This window comes from Leptothoe sp. PORK10 BA2 (genome assembly GCF_034932105.1).
Lineage (GTDB): Bacteria > Cyanobacteriota > Cyanobacteriia > Phormidesmidales > Phormidesmidaceae > Leptothoe.
Genome location: NZ_JAYGIG010000121.1, coordinates 39,150 through 59,664, shown reverse-complemented (window position 1 = coordinate 59,664; position 20,515 = coordinate 39,150). Strand labels below are relative to the sequence as shown.

Genomic DNA, 20,515 nt, shown 5'->3' with positions numbered 1-20,515 from the left:
TTTTATAAGACATGGATAAAAATGGACGTTAGTGATCTCTGGTATAGCAATTACTTGCATCTTTGTGCGTGTAGTTATTGCCGCAGTCTTGACAAAATCACGCTTTGAATTCGTATTAGTTCACTAAGAATCAGGGTTAAAAAATGATATGCCAAATAGTCTACGTGCATAAGTACGAACAAATTGTTTCGCTTGGGCAAGCTATGTCTAATTTTCACACTTGTCAATTTTCTTTTGAGATAATAATTCATTTCAGATCAAGCTGCTGGATTCGGCTTATGGGTATTTTGCCGATAGGCCAATGGTCTGATCGGCCTAGGAGATGGAGCACGGGCTAACCACGGCTGGGACGCGAGTCGTCCCCCTAACCATAAACTTGCTGGGTTTGGGCACTAAGATCAAAGGCTATGGGGTTAGGGAAACATCTTTATCAATTGCGGCCCCAGTAGGGAACAGTGACTTAATTCAAGGGCTTAATCGGCAGATCGTAGATGCGCCCTTCGTAGGAGCGGCACCCATCACAGGGGCCGGTGGGATTGACGGCACAGCGGATGTGAGGAGAGCGGGCATTAAGCTGACAGGTGATATCCCCAATGACTAACCCCAGACCGTCAACGTAGTGCTCATCTGGGTGTCGACGCCGCCAAGGGGTGACGGGGGCATACCGTCCTGATTCCACCACCAAGTCAAACCGCTCAATCACCCGTCGCTCGGCCCGATAGGTCGCCCATAGGGACAGTGCTGGGGGCAGTAAACCCACCAAAATCAAAAACACTACGATGGCCATATATAGCGATTTTCTGGAGTGATCACTACGATCCTAGCGTAGGTTTTTGGGGAGTTAAAGATAGTTTTGCAAGAGTTAAGCCGCTCAATGTGAAGAGAAGCTGAGCATCGGCCATGGCCCATGTCCACGGCGACCACCGCCGCGATCACCGTGGACATGGGCTTCTCCTTTCCCCTAGTCGTCCTCTTTCTTTTTGGGCTTATAGGTGGACTTAACCTGGAGTTCCTTGAGCTGGCGCTCGTCTACGGTGGAGGGGGCCTGGGTTAGCAAACAGCGGGCCTGCTGGGTCTTGGGAAATGCGATCGCATCCCGAATGGACGTCTCACCCGCCATTAGCATCACCAAGCGATCGAGACCGTAGGCGATGCCACCATGGGGCGGCGCCCCAAAATCAAACGCATCCATAAAGAAGCCAAACTTATCCCGCGCTTCCTCATCCGTCAGGCCAATGGTCTTAAACACCTGCGCCTGCAACTCAGGCTGATAGATCCGCAAACTACCCCCGCCAATTTCATAACCATTCAGCACGAGATCGTAGGCCAAGGCTCGGGCCGTGGTGAGGTCCGCAATATCCTCAGGATTAGGCGCCGTAAATGGATGGTGTAGGGCCTCATAACGGTTTTCATCAGCGTTCCACTCAAACATGGGGAAGTCCGTCACCCAAAGAAAGTTGAGCTTATCCCCATCGATCAGCGCTAGCTCCGCCGCCACCGCCTGGCGCACCTTATCCAAGGCGGCATTCACCGTAACGGTGGGTCCTGCCCCAAACAACAGCAGATGCCCTGCTGCCGCCCCAGTTCGCTCCAGCAAAACCTGCTTTTGCTCGTCGCTGAGGTTGTCCTTAATCGCCCCAATGGTGTCGATTTCCCCCCCTTCACGGACGCGGATATAGGCCAACCCCTTTGCCCCCGCATCGGTGGCCACCTTAAACAAATCACCACCGGGCTTAATCCGTACATTGGAAATGGCATCGTTACCATTGGGAATGGGCAGCACCTTCACCTGGCCACCGGATTGCACAGCCCCAGAAAATACCTTAAAACCTGAATCCTGAACAATATCCGACACCTCTACCAGCTCTAACCCATAGCGGGTGTCGGGCTTATCACTGCCGTAACGGGCCATGGCATCGGCATAGGTCATGCGGGGAAAGGGCCGGGGGAGATCAATCCCCTTCACCATTTTAAAAATATGGGCCACCAGACTTTCATTCAGCTCCAGGATCTCTTGTTGATCCATAAAGCTCATTTCCATGTCCAGCTGGGTAAATTCCGGCTGCCGATCGGCCCGCAGGTCTTCATCCCGAAAACAGCGGGCAATTTGGTAGTAGCGATCCATCCCCGCCACCATCAACAGTTGCTTAAATAGCTGGGGCGACTGGGGGAGGGCATACCACTCGCTGGGGTTCACCCGCGATGGCAGCACATAGTCCCTGGCCCCCTCCGGGGTGGACCGGGTCAAAATCGGAGTTTCTACTTCAATAAAGTCCTCTTGGTCCTCTAGAAAGCGACGGATGGCTTTCATCACCTCGTGGCGCAGGCGAATATTACGCCCCATGCGCTCCCGGCGCAGATCCAAATAGCGATACTTCAGACGCAGCTCTTCGCGAATGTTTTCCTCTTCCGCCGTGGAAATTTGAAATGGCAGCTGGGTACGTACCGCGCTCAGCAGTTCGATGCTATCGGCATAGATTTCCACGTCCCCCGTGGGCAGGTTAGGGTTGAGGGAGTCTGGAGGGCGCTGGCTCACCCGCCCTTCAATTTTCACCACATATTCATTCCGTACCTGATCCGCCACCGGGTAAGAGGCCGGGGTCCGTTCAGGATCGCTGACAATTTGGACCACACCGTTGCGATCGCGCAGGTCCAAAAAGATGACACCCCCATGATCCCGGCGTCGATCGACCCAACCATATAGGGTAACAGCCTTATCAATATGGTTGGCCCGCAGCTGGCCGCAGTATAAGGTACGCATAGATCTAGGAAAGGGGTGATTTTCTTACAGTCAAATAAAGCCTACCCATTATCTAGGATTGTTAGGTAATTTTGAGGCTTGAATTTGGAGTTTTCCGTTCAGCCCACCTAAATTGTTCTTGCCAGTCCAGTAGCATCAGCCCAAAACGCAACCATTCAGGTGCACTTAAGAACAAGCACCCCCTTACCTAAACCATTACTGCACCAATGCCTGTCCCTGTAGCATATCGGACAACACAGATGCCGGCTGCCTCCGGTGGGGCCAAGCAAAAGCATGGCGGAAGGCTGCCTCTTGGCACGCCCGCAGACCGTCAAAGCCAATCACATCCTGAGTCAGCAAGTTTTCATATTCAAAGGGCAAACGAACATTGTGCAACCCAGCATTATCCGTGCAAATGGCGATATCCACACCGGCATCAAAACAGCGGCTAAATACCTCCTTGAGCTGGCTAATCTCATCTAGAGTGCCAGTTTGTAGATAGGTGGTGGGGCAAACCTCCAAACACTGACCACGAGCCGCCACATCTTTCAACAGCTCGGGATAATGCAACGGGATCTGGATACCATGGCCAATCCGCATTAGATAGGGCAATAGCTCTGGATAACAACCATTGGGCGTTTCGTACAAATGGCCAGTGGTTTTCACCCCGAGGGACTGGGCATAGCGGTACAGCTGGACAATCTCATCGAGCTTTTCCCGATAGGCCGCATCACCACCTGCAATATCAATCGCGCACACATACTCTGGGTACTGGGCCGCCAGATCAATCGTGGTGCGATTGATCTCGTAGGGCAAGCGGGAGTGCATACACAGGATTTGCCGCGTCACCACCGGATATTCCGACTGGGCACTGGCGCGTCCTACAATCTCCACGATCTCCGCCATCATGTCCGTCCGCTGCCGCTCCCCCAGGCTATGGGGTGTCCGATAAAACGGCGTATAACGCAGTTCCAGATAGGCCAGGTTCTCAAAAATATAAGCCCCCCGAATCAGACGATAGATAAAGTAGGGCAATGCTTCTCGAGTTTGGACGCTCTCCACCAAGGTGTGAAGCTCTAGGTACTCCTCTAGCGAATCCTTAGGCTGGGTGTAAAACCTTTCAAATGCTGAATAGTCAGCAAACCGCTCCGCTAAATCGGGGCGATTTCTTTGGAAATAACGCCATAGGATCCTGGGTACGACAGAGCCTCCCAGGTGGCGGTGGAGTTCTGCATAAAGACTCATAGTGCCTCTAAGTGTGGGTAGATTGACAAAGAATAGTTGATGAGCTGATTAATTAATTAAATGCCCAACATGACTGGTTTAATAACTAGCACCGCAGCCCCATCACCAGTGCGCGCCAAAGTCTTAGGCACAAACGGAAACATTGAAACGGGGGATTGAGTGATTAAACCGTTGATACAAAAATTAAAAAAGTGTGAAATGCCTATTAGTGTCAGTTTTACCGCAGGATTTGTTTTTTTGCCCAGGACTATATCCAAAACCAACCAGGGCTTAAACTTTAGTTAACCTTTGGTGAGTGCACAAACCACACTAAAATCCCAAAAACTAGACTGTCTTACCCCAGGGATTTACGCTGCATTTGTTGACACTAGCCACCTTGGCTAATCATAATTGTGATTTGTTTGAACTCTAACGCGCGAAATTCCCTTGGCAAACGTTATTGTAATTGGTGCCCAGTGGGGCGATGAAGGTAAAGGAAAAATTACCGATCTGCTCAGCAAATCAGCGGATGTGGTTGTCCGTTATCAGGGCGGGGTTAATGCCGGCCACACTGTTGTGGTCAAAGATCAGACCTTTAAGCTGCACTTGATTCCCTCGGGTATCTTGTACCGTGAAACCGAATGTCTGATTGGTAACGGGACAGTCATTGATCCGAGAGAATTGATTGCTGAACTAGATAAGTTAGACGGTCTGGGCGTTTCCAGTAAGAATCTTTTCATCTCAGAAACGGCCCATGTGACCATGCCTTACCACCGCCTGATCGATCAGGCGTCGGAGGAACGCCGGGGTAATAAGAAAATTGGCACCACTAAGCGCGGCATTGGCCCCACCTATGCAGACAAGTCTGAACGCACAGGGATTCGCATCTGCGACCTGATGGACCTGACAGCGTTTCGGGAGCAGCTAGAGTGGACCATCAGCTACAAAAATATCGTTTTAGAGAAACTGTATAATCTGCCGCCCCTGGACCCAGATCAGGTATTTCAGGAGTATGAGGCCTATGCTGAGCGACTGCGTCCCCACGTAGTAGATAGTTCTCTGCACATTTATAACGCCCTACAAAAGCGCAAAAATGTCCTGTTTGAAGGGGCCCAAGGCACACTGCTGGACTTGGACCATGGCACCTATCCCTACGTGACATCCTCTAACCCTGTGGCTGGTGGAGCCTGTATTGGTTCTGGCATTGGTCCAACGGCTGTGGACCGGGTGATTGGGGTGGCCAAAGCCTATACCACTCGGGTGGGTGAGGGACCGTTCCCTACGGAGCTGATGGATGAAATGGGCAATGCTCTCTGTATGCGGGGGGCTGAGTTTGGCACCACCACTGGCCGACAGAGACGCTGTGGTTGGTTTGATGCCGTAGTGGGTCGTTATGCTGTCCGCATTAATGGACTGGATTGCTTGGCCATCACCAAGTTGGACGTCCTAGATGAAATGGAGGAAATTAAGGTCTGTGTGGACTATGAGCTAGACGGTGAGCGCTGCAGAAATTTGCCAGGCAATGCCAGCCTTTTTGCTCGTTGCAAGCCGATCTATGAAACTATGCCGGGCTGGCAGCAATCAACGGCTAACTGCCGTCGTCTGGAAGACTTGCCGAAACAGGCCCTAGATTACCTTGAATTTTTGGCCAAACTGATGGAAGTGCCCATCGCCATTGTGTCCTTAGGTGCAAGTCGCGATCAGACCATCATTGTGGAAGACCCCATCCACGGTCCAAAACGGGCGTTGCTGTATGAAAATGGCAGTGCATTCAAAGTAGCTTAGGGACTGCGGTAACTTGAGGCGCTAGGATGGTAAAGCCTTAAACGTAGCATTCGCCAATAGCTAGTGCTGTGGTTAGGAAAATGTGGGGCGGGGCCAAATTCGACTTACAATGGTAAGCCGTCTTCTCGCTAGTGAGGCGTCTTATCACTAGTGAACCGTCTGCTTGAAAGTTAGCACTCCATCAAGTTTGACAGACAACAATTTATTTTTTCATCGATTGGACAATTGCAATGGAACTGACTCTCGACTGTAGCAAGCGTGCTGATAACGAAAAGCCTGGAGCTTTACGCCGTGAAGGGGTGATGCCTGCTGTGCTCTATGGCCATGACGGCACCAATTCTGTCTCGCTTAAAGCCAACACCCGTGAAGTTGAGGCCCTATTGCGCAAAGCTAAGGGGCAAAAGGTTGAAATAAGTCTAAATGTGGCAGATATGCCTTGGAATGGAAACGTTATTCTACAAGAGGTGCAAAACCACCCTTGGAAGAATGAGGTCTATCACATTAGCTTTTTGGCCCAGCAGAACTGAAGCAAAACTGAAGCTGATTTAATTTGAACGGTCTTGCCCCATGCGAAACTTTAGCATGGGGCTTTTTGCCATGTCGGCTCATCTTTTCAATCAGCCATGGCCATAGATTTCGGGTTATTTCAGGCCCTTGGGCCCCTGGCACCCAAGGGCCTAATTTGTTGATTGTTTGTTGATTGTTTGGGGTTGGCACCTACCCGTTCGACGATGACGGGTATAGTATGGGCGTTAGCCTCTTCAGCTTCTTTCGTAACGGCCATGAAAATGCCTAAGGACTCCAAACCCATTATCAACGACATGACCGATTTGATTGTGCCTGCGGCGTTACGACTGTGGCTAATGTTCCTACTGGTGTTTGCCCTGTTGGGATATTCAGTAACAGCTAGTATCTTGTTTGGGGCTCTGGGGGGGGTCGCTGGGGGTTTGGTATCGGCCTGGTGGTATGCTCCCGGGGGGGAACCCATGCCCAAGCAAGAACGCCAACAAAAAAGTAACCGTCCATCCCTTTTGCAGCTGCCTAAGTGGCGTTTACGCACCGAACGACGACATTTGAGACGACGCCAAAGATAACCTATTGGCCACTGTTCGGCAACATTTAGGACGACGTCAACGATGATCTATTGGCCACTGTTCGGCAACATTGGCAACCGTTAGGACGACGTCAACGATAGTCTATTGGTCATTTTCCTTCAGACATGTTCCTGTTTCTATCGAAACTAATCCCCCTGTTCATTTATCCCCTGGGGTTGTCCTGTGTGTTGTTGGGGATGGCCATAATTTGGCTGTGGAAGTTTCCTCGGCGTTCGTTACTTGCGATCGCAACCGCCCTGCTGATTCTCTTTTGCAGCAGCAACCCCATGATTGCCTCCACCCTCGTCAGGACTCTAGAGTGGCAGTATTTTCCCCCTGATCCCATGCCGGCAGTCGAAGCCATTGTTGTCCTAGGAGGAGCGACCCGCCCCAAATCGCCCCCCCGACCTTGGATCGAGGTTTTAGAAGCGGGGGACCGGGTGTTATATGGCATCAAACTTTACCAAACAGGCGTCGCCCCCTTGATCCTGTTTAGCGGTGGCCGCATCTCTTGGAAAGAAGGCCGTCAAAGTTCAGTATCAACCAACCCTGCGGCAGCCAACCCTGCGGCAGCTAAGCCTTCAGAAGCCAAAGACATGGCTGAAATCGCCCAGGCCATGGGGGTGCCCCAGGAGTCTATTTTGCTAGAAAATGAATCCTTAAATACCTATGAAAATGCCGTAGAAACCGCCAAAATCCTGCAACAGAAACAGATCAACAGGATTTTGCTAGTCACATCAGCCATCCACATGCCCAGGTCCATGGCCATTTTTAAGAAACAAGGATTTGATGTAACAGCGGCCCCAACGGACTACTGGGTTTCCCAGGAATCCTTGGCAGAGATGCAAGGCATTTCCTCCGCGACATTTATCAACGTCCTCCCCGATACCGAAGCCCTACACCTATTTACCAGGGCCCTGAAGGAATATATCGGCTTGGGCGTTTACCGTCTTAAGGGCTGGCTATAGCCCAAACACCCATGACCCAACTTTCCTTTGAACCCTCCTCCACCAGCGCCCATGAAGCGATTGAGCGGCAGCAGATCGCCTACGACTTTAGTCAGGAAGTACGGCACCGGGAAGCCTTTGAAGCTTACTGCCAGTGGTATTACGAAACCGCTGCCCAACATCAAGCTGAGCTAGCGGCCATGGAACATGACATTCCTCTGTTTAACTGGTTCCGGCGCGGAAAATCGACAGAAGCCCCTAGATAACTTCCAACTCCGTGCTAGCAAGATGGGCTTTAAACGGCCGCTTGGCCCCTTCCAGGGGAAACTCGACGACGACGGGAAAGTTGGGACTAATGGGACGTCCCTGCCAGTCAGTTAAGATTTGCTTGATAATTCCTTCCATACCCTCAGCGTTATGGGGTTCATTCCGGTGCTGAGGATGATGATACAAAACAACAGGGGCAGAAACTCTTACGCGATCGCCAGCTTTCATAGACATCGTTAACCTAAAAGTTGATCGGTAGCACACCGATGGGGAATGTGCACTGGGAACTATTTTCTCACAAGATAGTCCCCAGGCAATGCTTTAAACAACCATTTAGTTGCTAAAGTTGCTATCCACTAAACCTGTTTGCCCGTTAAAACTTGCTCGTTAAAATTGGCCCGTTAAGAGTCGGGTTCCGTCGTAGGAACATCCTGGAAGTTTTCATCGGGGGCGGGCCATGAGTTTTGCCACAGCAGCATCCCAATCACCCCAGCCATACTGACAGCAATCAACAGCACAATACTCAGCACCAATGCCTGGAGGCGGCGGGGTTTTGCCTCATCCGACATGACAGCGTCCCCGATTTCTGCCGGTTCCTCACTTTCTCCGTAGAGTAGAGCCCTAGATGCCGCCGTCAGTTCTGTAGCCCCTAAGCCCTGCTCGGTTAGGGAGGGCGGCGGCGGCATGTCGTCCACAATCACCGTCTCTCCGTCCACCGTACAGTGCATCAACACTACGGCAATATTGTCATGGCCATTCTTTTGGTTAGCCAGTTCCACCCATGACTCCACAGCGGTGGGTAGGGGCACGATGTTTTTCACAATCAGGCCAATATAATTGGCCCAGGATGTTTCCACCCGTTGATGGTCGCTCAGACCGTCGGAGCACAGTAGCAAAATACCGGTTTCATCTAAGATAAACCGCTCAATATGGGGGGTGAGATTATCGGCCTCGCGGGTGCCCAAGGCCTGGGTCAGAGCCCCTGCATCGTCCCGCGCCCGAGCAGCGGTAGGATAGCTGCCATTGGTGATTTCCCGTCCGGCCACATCGTCATCAATGGTCAACAGGTGACAAGCCTCTGGCGTAATCCAATAGGCTCGGCTATCGCCCACATGGGCCACGTACAGCTCGTTGACCGTCCGAGGTCCCTCCGGTGTCGGAATGCGCTGGGGCACCATGACCGCCACCACCAGGGTGGTACCCATCCGCTGCCGTTCGGTGCGGCCCTGGCTATCGTTTTGGCTAGCCACCAAATTATTCGCCACCCGAATAGCCGCTTCAATCTGCCCCATCACCACGTAGGGGGGCAAAGGTTCTTCCTGCTCCAAGGCTTCTGCCAGTAAACCCCGTAGTTGTAGCTGTAGCGATCGCACCACCATCTGGCTGGCAATTTCCCCCCCAGCATGGCCACCGACACCGTCACAGACAATGGCAATGCGAGGCAAACTCGGCAAGTCGGCGGTACTGGCCCGCTCTAACTCCACCTGGCTGGGATAACAGGCATCTTCATTTTGAGGTTGCTGGCCGCTGCTGGTGCTACCAGCAACCTCAGTAGTGAGGGAAATCCCCATGGCCTGGGTGAGTAACGCCCGGTTAAGATGCTCAAGAATCTGATCAAAATTTGGCTGGGGTCCACTGCACCGATCTAAAACCGGTTGCAGGCTGGTAGCCACCAGGGGAGACGCCTTGGGAAGTAAAGAGGCAATCAGATCCGCTAGCGCCTTTAGCGGCGGCTGGCCAGGAATGAGATTACTCAACCGAATCCGCCAACCATCAATATGGATCGCTTCAGGGGCAGTCAGGGTGGCGGCCATCTCAAGACCAAATAGGTGGGGCCAAAGCGTAAACAGCTGCCAGCACCAGTAAACCTGACGAAAGGGCTTAGCCGAAGCCCAAGCGGACCCCAAAGTGGGCATTAAGCGGCCATGGCGATCCACCGGCACATTGTCGAGGAGCAATACCGGCCCGGTCGGCAACTGGCATTCACCATAAACCGTGGGCACATGAAGCTGGTGGGGATAGGCCTTGAGATAGGGCAGGGCAGCTGGGGTAACTTTAGTGGGATAGGCTGGAGGCTCGGGGGCCTGGGTATCTTGCCAGACACCAGGGCTAAGCACCCAGTAGCGGTCGTTAACGCTTTGGCCAGGCGGAACATCGCGCCCAGGCCCTAAGGCTAGAACGTATTTCTTAAAGGGATAGAGGTCCACTTGAGTCATGTCACCAAAGGGTTTGCCAAGATTCCCCCCAGGGGCAAAAAAATCGAGGGGCAAAAGATTAGGTTAATGGTAGTCCCAAAGAGCTCAATTGAGGAGTTGTGTAACGGCCTTAGGCGTCAGACATTTGCTATACCCTTGAAATAGCTAAAACGTAAAATGACCATGAACTTGGCAATTTTTTGGATTCTGCTAGGCGTCGCCCTCTGTGTGATGGAATTGATGATTCCAACGGCTTTTTTAGAATCGGCCCTGGGGGTGAGTGCAGTCATCGTTGGATTGCTGGCGCTGGCGCTGCCCATGGGGTTTAACTGGCAGGTGGCCCTGTGGATGGTGCTGTCCCTAATGATGTTTTTGGGCCTGCGGCGCTTTGCCCCCCGGCGGCAGCCCCCCGCCCTGATGGATGCAACGGAAGCGAGAACCATTACGGCGATTCCCCCCGGTAGCAGTGGCCGAGTGATGTACGAGGGGAATTCATGGCCCGCTTGTTGTAGTGATCGGGAGATGGCAATCGCCACCGATCAAACCGTCATTGTCATCGGTCGCCAGGGCAACACCCTAATTGTCATGCCCGAAAGCGCCATCATGTAGGAATTTCTCAAATCCCTACCCACCACATTTTTTTAGAAATATACACACCATGAACCCATTTGCACTGTTACTGATGTTGGCCTTTGGCGGTTCCATTGCCGCCGGTTCCGTTCGTATCGTCAATCAGGGGGATGAAGCCCTGGTGGAAAGTCTCGGTCGGTATACCGGAAAAAAGCTCAAGCCAGGCTTGAACTTCACCATGCCCTTTATTGACAAGGTGGTTTACAAACAAACCATTCGGGAAAAAGTACTCGATGTGGCCCCCCAGCAGTGCATTACTCGGGACAATGTTTCCATCAGTGTCGATGCCGTTGTTTATTGGCGCATCGTCGATTTAGAAAAGGCCTATTACAAAGTCGAAAACCTCCAGTCCGCCATGGTCAACCTAGTGCTCACCCAGATTCGAGCCGAAATGGGACAGCTAGAATTGGATGAGACCTTTACCGCCCGATCCGAAATTAACGAAACCTTGCTGCGCGAATTGGATACTTCCACCGATCCCTGGGGGGTCAAGGTCACCCGTGTGGAGCTGCGGGACATTGTGCCCTCCAAGGCGGTGCAAGACTCCATGGAACTGCAGATGGCCGCAGAGCGCCGGAAGCGTGCCGCCGTCCTCACCTCCGAAGGCGAGCGAGAATCCTCCATCAATGCAGCCCAGGGCAAGGCCGAGTCGGAGATATTGGCCGCCGAAGCCCGTAAAAAATCATCCATTCTGGCCGCCGAAGCAGAGCAGAAGGCTATTGTCATGAAGGCCCAGGCCGACCGCCAAGAGCAGGTACTACGAGCCCAGGCCACCGCCGAAGCTATGCAGGTGTTAGTCCAACAACTCAAGAGTGATCCCACCGCACGGGAAGCATTACAGTTTTTACTAGCCCAGGGTTATCTAGATGTGGGCAGCAAAATTGGGGCCAGCGGTAGCAGCAAAGTGATGTTTATGGACCCCCGCACAATTCCCGCCACCTTAGAAGGCATGAAGTCTATTATTGGGGACATAGAACAGGCGTAAAGGGATAGTCATCCGTGAATTTATTCCAGCAGATGAAGTCCGGTCAGTAGGTCTAGGTAACAACTCAAAGCGGGACGCTTTCCCAACGATAGTATTCAGAAGTCAGGAGTCAGGGCCTCACTGGCTTCTGGCCTCTGTCCCCTGATTCCCACCTAGCCAGGATTTTCCGGGTTAAGTTGATACCCTGTAAGCCTTACTCTACCTAAGGTTCAGGTTGTCATTCTTTTGGATTAAAGCTCCTCAGGATTGATGCCCAATTCCCGCAGCCGAGCGGCTAATTTATCAGCTCGCTGCTTTTCCTGCTCAGCCCGCTGCTTTTCCTGCTCAGCCCGCTGCTTTTCCTGCTCGGCGAGTTCAGCTGAGGTAGAAATCCAATCACCATCGGCATCATACCAACGCAGCCAAACGCCATTAGCGTCTTGAAAGCTGCCTTGCCATAGCCCTAGGCCTAGGCCTAAGTCTTCAAACCAATAACGGGTATCAGTGATCGATTCTTCTTCGTAGCGAATGCCCGTCAGCTTGAACAGGCGAAATCCATTTTGATAACGATCAAAAACCACGTAGTAAGGAACCCGCAGCAGACGCTCGTAAACGTCCCACTTGCCAGGGGGCTGATCGATCCGCCGGGGAGCAAGACCTAAATCTTCATCTTCGGTCCCTGGGGATAGCAACTCCACCACTAAAAATGGACTGACACCTTCTTGCCAAATCACGTAACTCCAGCGCAAGTCCTCTTGCTGCTTTGCTTTGGGTACCCCCAATACTAAAAACCAGTCGGGGCGCTTATGCCACTGGGTATGACGGCTATCGTAGTAAATATTGAGGTCGGTGCCGATAAAAATATCATTCAGGTCATGGTTGGGCAGCTGGCAGGTCTCTCGCAATAACTGCGGTTGAAAGTCATGAAACTCGTCTGGCAAGCCTAGCTCCTCGGGATATTCGCTGGGGAGATCGTACATGGTGGGCAGGGGCTGCTGCACTGATTTAGGTGAGTCGCTTGGGTACATGTCTAACCGCCCAAAAGTACATGCGAAAGTAAATGCAAAAGTACATAGGAGTACATGTGCATTATATTAGCTAACCCGAGACAACTTGGCATTTATCGCAGAGGCCAAAGAACTCTAGGGTGTGGTAGAAAATGCGGAAATGGTGGGAGTCGTTGAGGTGCTTCTCCAGGTCGTGGACAGGACATTGCTCAATTGGTAAGGAGTCACCACAGCGCAGACAGGTAAGGTGATGGCGATCTTCGTGGGTGAGACTGTAGAGAGCCTCTCCATTGGCCAGGGTGCGGACCTGGACGGTGCCGTCCAACTTCATGGCCTCCAATGCTCTGTAAACGGTTGCTAAGCCAATCCGACTACCATCCTGCCGCATGGCACCATGCAGATCCTGGGCAGAGATGGCCTGCTCTAGATTTTGTAAGGCGTCTAGGATGCGCTCTTGGTTTCGCGTACGACGAATAGTCATAGGTTTAAAGGGTCAGATCGTTTTACTAGCTTAGACCTTGGGCATAAGGTTAGGGTAGACCGGCTCAAGGGTGCTATAAAATAAGCGGATAACCAACCCCCTTCAGGATTTTCATTGTGGCCCAGACTTATCAGGCTCAGGTGTATGTGACCCTCCGTCCGTCCGTGCTCGACCCGGCGGGGACGGCAGTGCGTTCTGGATTAGAGCATATGGGATATGACAATGTGGAAAAAATCCGCATTGGGAAATACATTGAGGTGTCGCTGACGGCGGAGAGCGAAGAGGCCGCTCGGCAACAGTTGGATAAGATGTGCGATCAGATTTTGGCCAACCCGGTAATTGAGAATTATCGGATTGAATTGCAGGCGATGGCGGCGGCATAACCCGCGCCATCGCCTCGTAGGGTGGGTAAATGTCCACCATTCAATATTTAGGCAATCTGTCGACAGCCCAACCCATTACCCAACCATTTTTGGTCCCATGAAATTTGGCGTTATTACATTCCCCGGTTCGAATTGCGATCGCGACGTCCTCTACGTCACCCGCGATATCCTCAAACGTCCGACCCACCGCATCTGGCATGAGGATAGCAATCTCGGCGATGTTGATGTAGTCGTGCTCCCCGGTGGCTTTAGCTTTGGCGATTACCTGCGCTGTGGGGCCGTGGCCCAGTTTTCCCCAGCGATGGGAGCTGTCATTGACCATGCGAATAAAGGTGGGCTGGTGCTAGGCATTTGCAATGGCTTTCAGATTTTGACGGAGGTGGGTCTGCTGCCCGGTGCCCTGATGCGGAATCGGGATATGCGGTTTATTTGCGATCGCACCCCCCTCCAAGTAGAACGCACGGACCTCCCCTGGACCCAAAACTACACCCAGGGTCAAACCATCACCATTCCCATCGCCCACGGAGAAGGTTGTTACTATGCAGACCCCGATACCCTAAAGTCTCTTGAAGACAACAACCAAGTTGTCTTTCGCTACAGCAGTGCCGACGGCACCGTAGACGACAACAGTAATCCCAACGGTTCCCTTAACAACATTGCCGGTCTTTGCAACAAAACCGGCAATGTTCTCGGCATGATGCCCCATCCAGAGAGAGCTGCCGACCCTAGGCTGGGAGGCACCGACGGAGTAGCGTTATTTGAATCGATATTACAGGTGGCGCTGAGTACTGTTTAAGGAACCCATGCTGACCCCATAGTTCTAATATTGGTCTAATCCAATATTAGAACTATTTATTAATGGCCAAGCCGTTTCTCAATTTCAGCTTTCACGGTAGCCGCATCGGCAGGTAAGTTAATGGCGGGGTTGGCATACTGGCTAGTCACCTCCTCCAGCGTCGATTCGTGGTAACCGACTTTAAAGTCGGTGAACTTCAGACCGTGGGCGGTGCTAATCACCACTGTTTTGTCACTGGATTTGATCACACCACGGTTGATCAGTTTGGTCAGCACGGCTAGAGCCACCCCTGTGTGTGGACAGGTGAACATGCCAGTCAAATCAGCATGAGCCGCCGCCGCGGCCAATTCGTTTTCCGTAGCCTGTTCCACAATGCCGTCCGTTTCTACAATTGCCTTAACAGCCTTGTCGTAACTCACCGGATCCCCAATTCTGATGGCATTAGCCAAGGTGTCCTGGGCAGTGACGCTAATTTTTTCTTTAAATCCAAGTTTGAAAGATTCGTAGAACGGATTGGCCCTAGCCGCTTGAGCAGCGACTAGCCTGGGCATACGGAATATTAACCCCAGGTCCATCATCAACTTGAACCCTGTGTAAAGGGCACTGATGTTGCCCAGGTTGCCCACCGGAATAATGATCCAGTCGGGCACTTGCCAATCGAACTGACGAATAATTTCGATACCAACGGTCTTTTGACCCTCGATGCGCAAACTGTTCATCGAATTGGCCAGGTAGATAGAGTTGTCCTGCGTGACTTCTTGAACAATTTTCATGCAGCCATCAAAGTCGGTGTCCAGGGCCAGTACATGGGCACCGTTGGCCACCGGTTGAATCAGCTGGGCGGTACTGACTTTACCTGCCGGGAGGAAGATCACAGCCGGGATACCAGCATAGGCCGCATAGGCCGCCAGGGCGGCGCTGGTATCACCAGTGCTGGCGCAGGCCACAGCTTTAACGGGGCTGCCTTGGGCCATCATTTGCTTAACCACGCTGACCAATACGGTCATGCCCAGGTCTTTAAAACTGCCAGTGTGGCTATTGCCGCAGAGTTTAACCCATAGATCGGGCACCCCCAGTTGCTGCCCTAGGCGCTCGGCCCAAAACAGGTTGGTGTTGCCTTCGAACATACTGACAACATTTTCGTCCGCCAAGGAAGGCACCACCCACTCCCGCAGCCCCCACACACCGCTACCGTAGGGCCAAGTCGATGTACTGGCACGCGATTCAAATAATTGTTTCCATTCGGCTGCGCTGCGTTTTTTTAGCGGCTCCCGCTCATGGTGTACTTCCAGTAGGCTGCCGCAGGATGGACAGGTATAGATCACGTCGTAGATCGAGTGGTGGCCGGGGCAGCCTGCGATGCAGCGAAAGTAGGTGGTCTGTTTATCTGTATCCAATTTAGACGCGACAGCTGACGACATGAAGGGTTCCTGAGGATGATTAATATGTTGCCATTATGTTCAATAGCTGACAGATGAGGCAAGGGGCGATTGCGCTATGCTCAGTGATGCTGATGCTCCTAAATAGTGCGCTTTTTCTGGCTCGGTTCATCCCCTAAATCAACAACGGCACTGTTTGTACTTTAACGCAGGAGGGTGCCCAGTTCTTTATGAATGAGTCTTTAGAAACCGAGGGTTCCCTCCGTCCTTATTTTTTTGGGAAGACTAGTCTCAAAGCCTCTAAGAATAAGAGTTTGGGACATATTCGAGGAAGTTAAACTTATGTTCTTCCCTTTTACCGACTATAGGTTTTAAAAAGCCAGCCCTCTAAAGGTGTGACATGTTTGAGCTTTATATTTGGCTAAAACCAATACTCAGCAGGACTTTCAATCATATTCGCCCATGCCAAAATAAGAACAAATGCACTAAATCGCGACTTGGGTCGACGAACTTATGGGTGTTTCAGCTATCTTATTCTGAAGTTTTTACGATTCCTGTTAGAAAGCTCTCAGATTGTAGACAGTGCTTTTTCGGCATGAGAGCCCAGAACTCCTTTTCAAAAAAGGTTTTGGCAATTATTAAAAGTATTCAATTCACCTTGAAAGGGCTGGATTCTGGAGTAAGGACAAGGTTACGATAGACTTGTTCTATGGAAAAGCTGAGGTCAATGCTTTTTAGTTCAATCACATCACCTTCCTGGTAGTTAAGAATGATCCATTCACCCGTCTCTTTTTTATGATACAAATCCATTTCGATGCGGGTGGAGCTGACTAACAAATAGTCTTGTAGCATTGGATTATGGCGATACATTCTAAATTTGGCACCGCGATCATAGGCTTCAGTACTATCAGACAAAACTTCGACGATCAAGCAAGGATAGGTGAAATAGTTGGCCGCTGTTTTATCACGCTCGTCGCAGGTAACGCTAGCATCGGGATAGGTGTAGTTATTAGTTTCGACGATGTTGACTTTGATGTCCGAATTACCTGGAATGCAACCGCTATTGTCTAGGTGAGTATCGAACATAGCGGTGAAGCGGATAGCAATGCGACCGTGGTTAACGCTACCGCCGCTCATTGAATAGACTCGACCGTCGATATATTCGTGTTTGTCGGGCTGCTTTTCTTCCCAAGCGAAGTACTCTTCGGGCGTAAGGTGGGGGAAGTTGTCTTTTACTGCGATCATATTAACCAGCACCTAGTCAACTGTTTTAGGTTATGGAGTAAGGCTTCCTTCACAATAGCTAACTATAATAATTTCGGCAGACCATTGGGAATGGTAAATTGTCGATCCGTAAACAGTAGTCATTCCCTGCCATTCGCTCAATGGGAGCCAGTGCGTGAGTATCAACCCGATAGTTCTCATCCACCAAGTCATCGCGGACATACCAATGGATCACGTCAATCTAGCCTGACTTCGACTACCTTAGATCCTCCAGTTATGGGTTCAGGCAAAATCCATAACGCCCTATTGAATGATCACCTCAACTAAGGGGCGAAACGTTTGCGCCAAGTCAGGTCGGGCACTAAGTAACGTGGGAAATGGGCGGCTGCCATAGTCAACGCCAATTTTGAGCGGAAAAATATCGACATCTTCTAGCGGAGTCCATACCCCTCCAGCCGCCTGGGTAATGGCCCAGACAGCAGCAATGTCCCAAATTTTGGGTGTCGCTTCCACTGCGCCAAGGCTAATGCCAGCGGCAACGGTGAGTAGATTGTAAGTAGCCACCCCCAACATGCGGATTTTGCAAGGGAAAGGTTTCTGTAGCACCTTGAGGCTACGGGCACAGAGGCTAAAGAACTGACTGCCCGTAGCCGCATCTGACGATGTGTGAATCGGTTCACCATCGAGAAAGGCACCGTCAGGTCCGGCCAGACCGGAGTTTCCCATGTAAAACCCATGGAACCGCTGGTCGAGGGTGGGCATGTACACATGGCCAAAAACCGGCGTGCCTTTGTACAGCAGGCCCAGGGAAATACCCCACAGGGGCACCCCACGGGTGAAATTGGTGGTGCCATCAATGGGGTCAATAATCCAGCAAAAATCCTGGGGTGGGAAAATGTGGCTGTCTTCTTCGCTGAGGACGCCATGGTCTGGCAGCTCTTTTTGCAGCCGTCGTCGCAGTTCGCCATCGGCCCACTTGTCCGACTGGGTAACGAGGCTACCGTCGACCTTTTCTTCAGCGGTGGCCTGACCAAAGTCTTTGAGCAGCTGGGCTCCGACTACGGTAGTCGCGGTTTCTGCGACAGTGAGAATGTGTTGCCAGTCTAGGGTCATCGGGTTAATCCATGTCACTTTCTAGGGCGGTTGCGATCGCATCCTGGGCTGTCGTCTGAAACTCTCGAATATTCACCCGACTCACAATCGCCACCGCCACCAGCATACCGACTGCCTGGGTACCAAACACCAAACCATAGGCAGGCAATAGCTGCGATTCAGGCACGGGACCACCAGCCATGGTTTCCATAATGCTTTTGCCCAAGGACAATAAGCTTCCCCCCAGCAACGTTGCCGTGCCCCGGGCCATGGCCTGGGCCAGTCCCCACGCGCCAATAAAGGTACCCGCCACTTCCGCTACGGTGAGATCCAACATGAGCAAGATAGAGCCAGTGGTGAGGACCCCCGATGCCAAACCAAATAGGCCCACCCCCACCATTAAATGGTTGGGATCCCCGGTTGTGCCAACAACAATGAGTAAGATCAGGCAGGCGGCGGCCCACAGACAGCCCAGTTTAATGGTGCGCTTTTTACCCAGTCGCGGAGCTAGCCAAAAGCCCGTGGCAACAATGCCAAATAAGGTGCCCATGCCAAAGTAAGCATTGAGCTTAGTGGTTTCAGTAATAGCCATGCCAAAAATCTGGCCACCGTAGGGCTCTAACACCGCATCCTGCATAAACAGGCTGAGGCTCAGAACTAATAAAAAGATAAAGAATAACCCTGTCTGACGGCTAGCAGTCAAGACTTTCAATGCCGTTCTAAAGGTGATCTGATCGTCTCGTTGACGCGTCCTTTGCTGCAATCGTGAATACTTTTTCTCAATGCCAAAGGTGCTGAGAATGGTGATCCCACACACAATGGACGGGGCAATGATAAACAGTCGATTAATGGAACTGCGCAGCTGATCCAGGGTGGGGCTATCCCCCAGGGACTTGAGGACAATGGAGGTAATAATCACCCCGGAAATGATGCCCACCATCAACATGCCCCAGCCAATGCCCACCAGCTTAGACTGAGTTTCTTCATCCGACACATCCACCAGGAGCGCTGTAAACGGTGTGGAGGTGGAGGATAAGGCCAAACCATAAAGGGCAAATATAAAGGCGAGTAACCCGACCCAAGGATATAGATCACTGCTCCAGCCCACTGCTTCCACTCGGCTGCCAATCTGCCAAATGACCTGCACAGCGGTAAAGGCCATAACCGCCATGGAGACAATGCCGAGCCAAATGTAACCGCTGCGATGATAGCCTAGAAGCGGTTTGGCATCTGACATCTGACCGATCCACACCCGGGCCGGGGCCATGAACTGATGCACTGAGATCGCACCCGCAGCAATCAATGCGGGCACCTTCAGCTCATCAATCATGACGCGATTCAGCACCCCCAGGGTGAGAAGCGACATGATACCGAGGCCCATGTTGAACACCCCCAGACGCAGCATGGTAAATAGGCCGATTTTGGGAATAGCTCGGTTGGGGTTAACATAGCTATCGGTCAGATCTGGATTGCTCATAACCGTTGATTTACTAACTGGGTTTCTTATGTTGTATGCAATACCCAGCTTAAACGGCAACAGCCACCAACGGACAGTCATCCAGGTTCTGATGAAGTACCTCCTAAAGGCACCCCCTAGCGGATACCCCGATTCACCCAGGCCATGGTCCGATCGTTATTTTAAAAAACAAAAAAAGCGGCAGAATAAACCTGCCGCCATAGACCAAACTAAGAGAATTAGAGGAGAGTCAAAAAAATTTATCGGTGGTGAGGGGAATCAGGTATTCCCCACTCATCCCATCTCACCACCCATCCAGTCTTATGCAGCGGGAGCCACATTGACCTTCACCACCTGATTCAGCACCTCAGCGGACTTGGGCACGTGGATGGTGAGAATACCGTTGCTGTAGTCAGCACTCACTTGCTCATGGTCAACCGCCACGGGTAGGTTCACCACCCGACGGAAGCTGCCATAGCGGCGCTCACGCCGTAGAACGGTTTTATCCTCACTGACCTCAGCAGCGGTCCGCTCACCGGAGAGGGTAATACTCTTGCGGCTGGCTTCGATATTAATATCATCCGCCTTAAGCCCCGGTAGAACCACTTCTAAAACGTAGTTATCACCTGCATCAATCAGATCCACTGCAGGTATCCAATTCGCTGTGGTGGGGGTGAGATCCTCAAAAATGGTATCCAGCTGTTGTTTAATGGTTTCGATTTCTTGAAACGGCTGCCAGTAACGTACGAGCATGTTGTTGTTTCCTTAGTTCACGATTGTGTTTTAGTGGCAATGAAGAGACTGTTTCCTGTCTGCTGAATCTCTTGGTTTGCCTTACAGTCACCATGATG

22 protein-coding genes are annotated in these 20,515 nt (G+C 51.7%); 9 read left to right on the top strand and 13 right to left on the bottom strand.

Features of this window, described 5'->3' with window-relative positions; all coding sequences use genetic code 11:
- Nucleotides 1-460: 460 nt before the first annotated feature.
- From VB741_RS18770 to VB741_RS18755, 4 genes are all read right to left on the bottom strand, one after another.
- Nucleotides 461-787 carry a DUF6464 family protein gene (locus VB741_RS18770; protein WP_323366729.1) on the bottom strand — a complete coding sequence of 109 codons (327 nt, stop codon included), beginning with the start codon at nucleotides 785-787 and terminating at the stop codon, nucleotides 461-463.
- A complete protein-coding gene (locus tag VB741_RS18765) occupies nucleotides 775-945 on the bottom strand; it encodes a hypothetical protein (protein ID WP_323366728.1) in 171 nt (56 codons plus the stop codon). The genes VB741_RS18770 and VB741_RS18765 overlap by 13 nt, the downstream gene beginning before the upstream one ends.
- A 16-nt stretch (nucleotides 946-961) precedes the next feature.
- A complete protein-coding gene (gene aspS, locus VB741_RS18760) occupies nucleotides 962-2,761 on the bottom strand; it encodes an aspartate--tRNA ligase (RefSeq protein ID WP_323366727.1) in 1,800 nt (599 codons plus the stop codon).
- A gap of 195 nt (nucleotides 2,762-2,956) precedes the next feature.
- Nucleotides 2,957-3,985, bottom strand: coding sequence for an adenosine deaminase (locus VB741_RS18755; protein ID WP_323366726.1), 1,029 nt, complete (start codon nucleotides 3,983-3,985; stop codon nucleotides 2,957-2,959).
- Between the two features lie 426 nt (nucleotides 3,986-4,411).
- Here VB741_RS18755 and VB741_RS18750 point away from each other — a divergent pair, with 426 nt between their 5' ends.
- The 5 genes from VB741_RS18750 (at nucleotide 4,412) to VB741_RS18730 (ending at nucleotide 8,056) form a co-directional block, all read left to right on the top strand.
- On the top strand, nucleotides 4,412-5,749 hold the full coding sequence (locus VB741_RS18750) for an adenylosuccinate synthase (protein ID WP_323366725.1): 1,338 nt from the start codon (nucleotides 4,412-4,414) through the stop codon (nucleotides 5,747-5,749).
- A gap of 230 nt (nucleotides 5,750-5,979) precedes the next feature.
- Nucleotides 5,980-6,276: a 50S ribosomal protein L25 gene (gene rplY, locus VB741_RS18745; RefSeq protein WP_323366724.1), complete on the top strand. Its 297-nt coding sequence runs from the start codon at nucleotides 5,980-5,982 to the stop codon at nucleotides 6,274-6,276.
- A gap of 255 nt (nucleotides 6,277-6,531) precedes the next feature.
- Nucleotides 6,532-6,843, top strand: a complete 312-nt coding sequence (locus tag VB741_RS18740) for a hypothetical protein (protein WP_323366723.1) — start codon at nucleotides 6,532-6,534, stop codon at nucleotides 6,841-6,843.
- A gap of 197 nt (nucleotides 6,844-7,040) precedes the next feature.
- Complete coding sequence (locus VB741_RS18735; RefSeq protein ID WP_323366722.1) at nucleotides 7,041-7,811, top strand: YdcF family protein; 771 nt, start codon at nucleotides 7,041-7,043, stop codon at nucleotides 7,809-7,811.
- An 11-nt stretch (nucleotides 7,812-7,822) separates the two neighbouring features.
- Nucleotides 7,823-8,056 carry a hypothetical protein gene (locus VB741_RS18730; RefSeq protein WP_323366721.1) on the top strand — a complete coding sequence of 78 codons (234 nt, stop codon included), beginning with the start codon at nucleotides 7,823-7,825 and terminating at the stop codon, nucleotides 8,054-8,056.
- Here VB741_RS18730 and VB741_RS18725 read toward each other — a convergent pair.
- Nucleotides 8,049-8,285 (bottom strand): ferredoxin-thioredoxin reductase variable chain, encoded by a 237-nt coding sequence (locus tag VB741_RS18725; protein ID WP_442786396.1) that lies wholly within the window; start codon nucleotides 8,283-8,285, stop codon nucleotides 8,049-8,051. The genes VB741_RS18730 and VB741_RS18725 overlap by 8 nt on opposite strands.
- Nucleotides 8,286-8,458: 173 nt before the next feature.
- Complete coding sequence (locus VB741_RS18720; protein WP_323366719.1) at nucleotides 8,459-10,327, bottom strand: PP2C family protein-serine/threonine phosphatase; 1,869 nt, start codon at nucleotides 10,325-10,327, stop codon at nucleotides 8,459-8,461.
- 108 nt (nucleotides 10,328-10,435) lie between these two features.
- Between VB741_RS18720 and VB741_RS18715 the strand changes: the two genes are divergently transcribed.
- Both VB741_RS18715 and VB741_RS18710 read left to right on the top strand, forming a co-directional pair.
- A complete protein-coding gene (locus VB741_RS18715) occupies nucleotides 10,436-10,861 on the top strand; it encodes an NfeD family protein (RefSeq protein ID WP_323366718.1) in 426 nt (141 codons plus the stop codon).
- A 49-nt stretch (nucleotides 10,862-10,910) separates the two neighbouring features.
- A complete protein-coding gene (locus tag VB741_RS18710) occupies nucleotides 10,911-11,867 on the top strand; it encodes an SPFH domain-containing protein (protein ID WP_323366717.1) in 957 nt (318 codons plus the stop codon).
- A 230-nt stretch (nucleotides 11,868-12,097) separates the two neighbouring features.
- Here the strand turns inward: VB741_RS18710 and VB741_RS18705 are convergent, their stop codons facing one another.
- Nucleotides 12,098-12,874: a Uma2 family endonuclease gene (locus VB741_RS18705; protein ID WP_323366716.1), complete on the bottom strand. Its 777-nt coding sequence runs from the start codon at nucleotides 12,872-12,874 to the stop codon at nucleotides 12,098-12,100.
- 70 nt (nucleotides 12,875-12,944) lie between these two features.
- Nucleotides 12,945-13,334 carry a Fur family transcriptional regulator gene (locus tag VB741_RS18700; protein WP_323366715.1) on the bottom strand — a complete coding sequence of 130 codons (390 nt, stop codon included), beginning with the start codon at nucleotides 13,332-13,334 and terminating at the stop codon, nucleotides 12,945-12,947.
- A 116-nt stretch (nucleotides 13,335-13,450) separates the two neighbouring features.
- Between VB741_RS18700 and purS the strand changes: the two genes are divergently transcribed.
- Nucleotides 13,451-13,717: a phosphoribosylformylglycinamidine synthase subunit PurS gene (gene purS, locus VB741_RS18695; RefSeq protein WP_323366714.1), complete on the top strand. Its 267-nt coding sequence runs from the start codon at nucleotides 13,451-13,453 to the stop codon at nucleotides 13,715-13,717.
- Between the two features lie 97 nt (nucleotides 13,718-13,814).
- On the top strand, nucleotides 13,815-14,513 hold the full coding sequence (purQ, locus tag VB741_RS18690; RefSeq protein ID WP_323366713.1) for a phosphoribosylformylglycinamidine synthase subunit PurQ: 699 nt from the start codon (nucleotides 13,815-13,817) through the stop codon (nucleotides 14,511-14,513).
- 59 nt (nucleotides 14,514-14,572) lie between these two features.
- Here the strand turns inward: purQ and thrC are convergent, their stop codons facing one another.
- From thrC to VB741_RS18665, 5 genes are all read right to left on the bottom strand, one after another.
- Nucleotides 14,573-15,934 (bottom strand): threonine synthase, encoded by a 1,362-nt coding sequence (gene thrC, locus VB741_RS18685; RefSeq protein ID WP_323366712.1) that lies wholly within the window; start codon nucleotides 15,932-15,934, stop codon nucleotides 14,573-14,575.
- A 606-nt stretch (nucleotides 15,935-16,540) separates the two neighbouring features.
- Entirely contained in the window at nucleotides 16,541-17,137 is a 597-nt protein-coding gene (locus VB741_RS18680; RefSeq protein WP_323366711.1) for a Uma2 family endonuclease, read from the bottom strand.
- 282 nt (nucleotides 17,138-17,419) lie between these two features.
- Nucleotides 17,420-18,229: an inositol monophosphatase family protein gene (locus VB741_RS18675; RefSeq protein WP_442786395.1), complete on the bottom strand. Its 810-nt coding sequence runs from the start codon at nucleotides 18,227-18,229 to the stop codon at nucleotides 17,420-17,422.
- Nucleotides 18,230-18,233: 4 nt separating this feature from the next.
- Complete coding sequence (locus VB741_RS18670) at nucleotides 18,234-19,685, bottom strand: BCD family MFS transporter (protein ID WP_323366709.1); 1,452 nt, start codon at nucleotides 19,683-19,685, stop codon at nucleotides 18,234-18,236.
- A gap of 300 nt (nucleotides 19,686-19,985) precedes the next feature.
- Nucleotides 19,986-20,417 (bottom strand): Hsp20/alpha crystallin family protein, encoded by a 432-nt coding sequence (locus tag VB741_RS18665; protein ID WP_323366708.1) that lies wholly within the window; start codon nucleotides 20,415-20,417, stop codon nucleotides 19,986-19,988.
- Nucleotides 20,418-20,515: the final 98 nt, after the last annotated feature.

Excerpts from the sequence above, each read along its gene's own strand:
- VB741_RS18770 (WP_323366729.1), bottom strand. The coding sequence starts at position 787 with ATGGCCATCGTAGTGTTTTTGATTTTGGTGGGTTTACTGCCCCCAGCA.
- VB741_RS18765 (WP_323366728.1), bottom strand. The coding sequence starts at position 945 with ATGTCCACGGTGATCGCGGCGGTGGTCGCCGTGGACATGGGCCATGGC.
- aspS (WP_323366727.1), bottom strand. The coding sequence starts at position 2,761 with ATGCGTACCTTATACTGCGGCCAGCTGCGGGCCAACCATATTGATAAG.
- VB741_RS18755 (WP_323366726.1), bottom strand. The coding sequence starts at position 3,985 with ATGAGTCTTTATGCAGAACTCCACCGCCACCTGGGAGGCTCTGTCGTA.
- rplY (WP_323366724.1), top strand. The coding sequence starts at position 5,980 with ATGGAACTGACTCTCGACTGTAGCAAGCGTGCTGATAACGAAAAGCCT.
- VB741_RS18740 (WP_323366723.1), top strand. The coding sequence starts at position 6,532 with ATGAAAATGCCTAAGGACTCCAAACCCATTATCAACGACATGACCGAT.
- VB741_RS18735 (WP_323366722.1), top strand. The coding sequence starts at position 7,041 with ATGGCCATAATTTGGCTGTGGAAGTTTCCTCGGCGTTCGTTACTTGCG.
- VB741_RS18730 (WP_323366721.1), top strand. The coding sequence starts at position 7,823 with ATGACCCAACTTTCCTTTGAACCCTCCTCCACCAGCGCCCATGAAGCG.
- VB741_RS18725 (WP_442786396.1), bottom strand. The coding sequence starts at position 8,285 with ATGAAAGCTGGCGATCGCGTAAGAGTTTCTGCCCCTGTTGTTTTGTAT.
- VB741_RS18715 (WP_323366718.1), top strand. The coding sequence starts at position 10,436 with ATGAACTTGGCAATTTTTTGGATTCTGCTAGGCGTCGCCCTCTGTGTG.
- VB741_RS18710 (WP_323366717.1), top strand. The coding sequence starts at position 10,911 with ATGAACCCATTTGCACTGTTACTGATGTTGGCCTTTGGCGGTTCCATT.
- VB741_RS18705 (WP_323366716.1), bottom strand. The coding sequence starts at position 12,874 with ATGTACCCAAGCGACTCACCTAAATCAGTGCAGCAGCCCCTGCCCACC.
- VB741_RS18700 (WP_323366715.1), bottom strand. The coding sequence starts at position 13,334 with ATGACTATTCGTCGTACGCGAAACCAAGAGCGCATCCTAGACGCCTTA.
- purQ (WP_323366713.1), top strand. The coding sequence starts at position 13,815 with ATGAAATTTGGCGTTATTACATTCCCCGGTTCGAATTGCGATCGCGAC.
- thrC (WP_323366712.1), bottom strand. The coding sequence starts at position 15,934 with ATGTCGTCAGCTGTCGCGTCTAAATTGGATACAGATAAACAGACCACC.
- VB741_RS18680 (WP_323366711.1), bottom strand. The coding sequence starts at position 17,137 with ATGATCGCAGTAAAAGACAACTTCCCCCACCTTACGCCCGAAGAGTAC.
- VB741_RS18675 (WP_442786395.1), bottom strand. The coding sequence starts at position 18,229 with ATGACCCTAGACTGGCAACACATTCTCACTGTCGCAGAAACCGCGACT.
- VB741_RS18670 (WP_323366709.1), bottom strand. The coding sequence starts at position 19,685 with ATGAGCAATCCAGATCTGACCGATAGCTATGTTAACCCCAACCGAGCT.
- VB741_RS18665 (WP_323366708.1), bottom strand. The coding sequence starts at position 20,417 with ATGCTCGTACGTTACTGGCAGCCGTTTCAAGAAATCGAAACCATTAAA.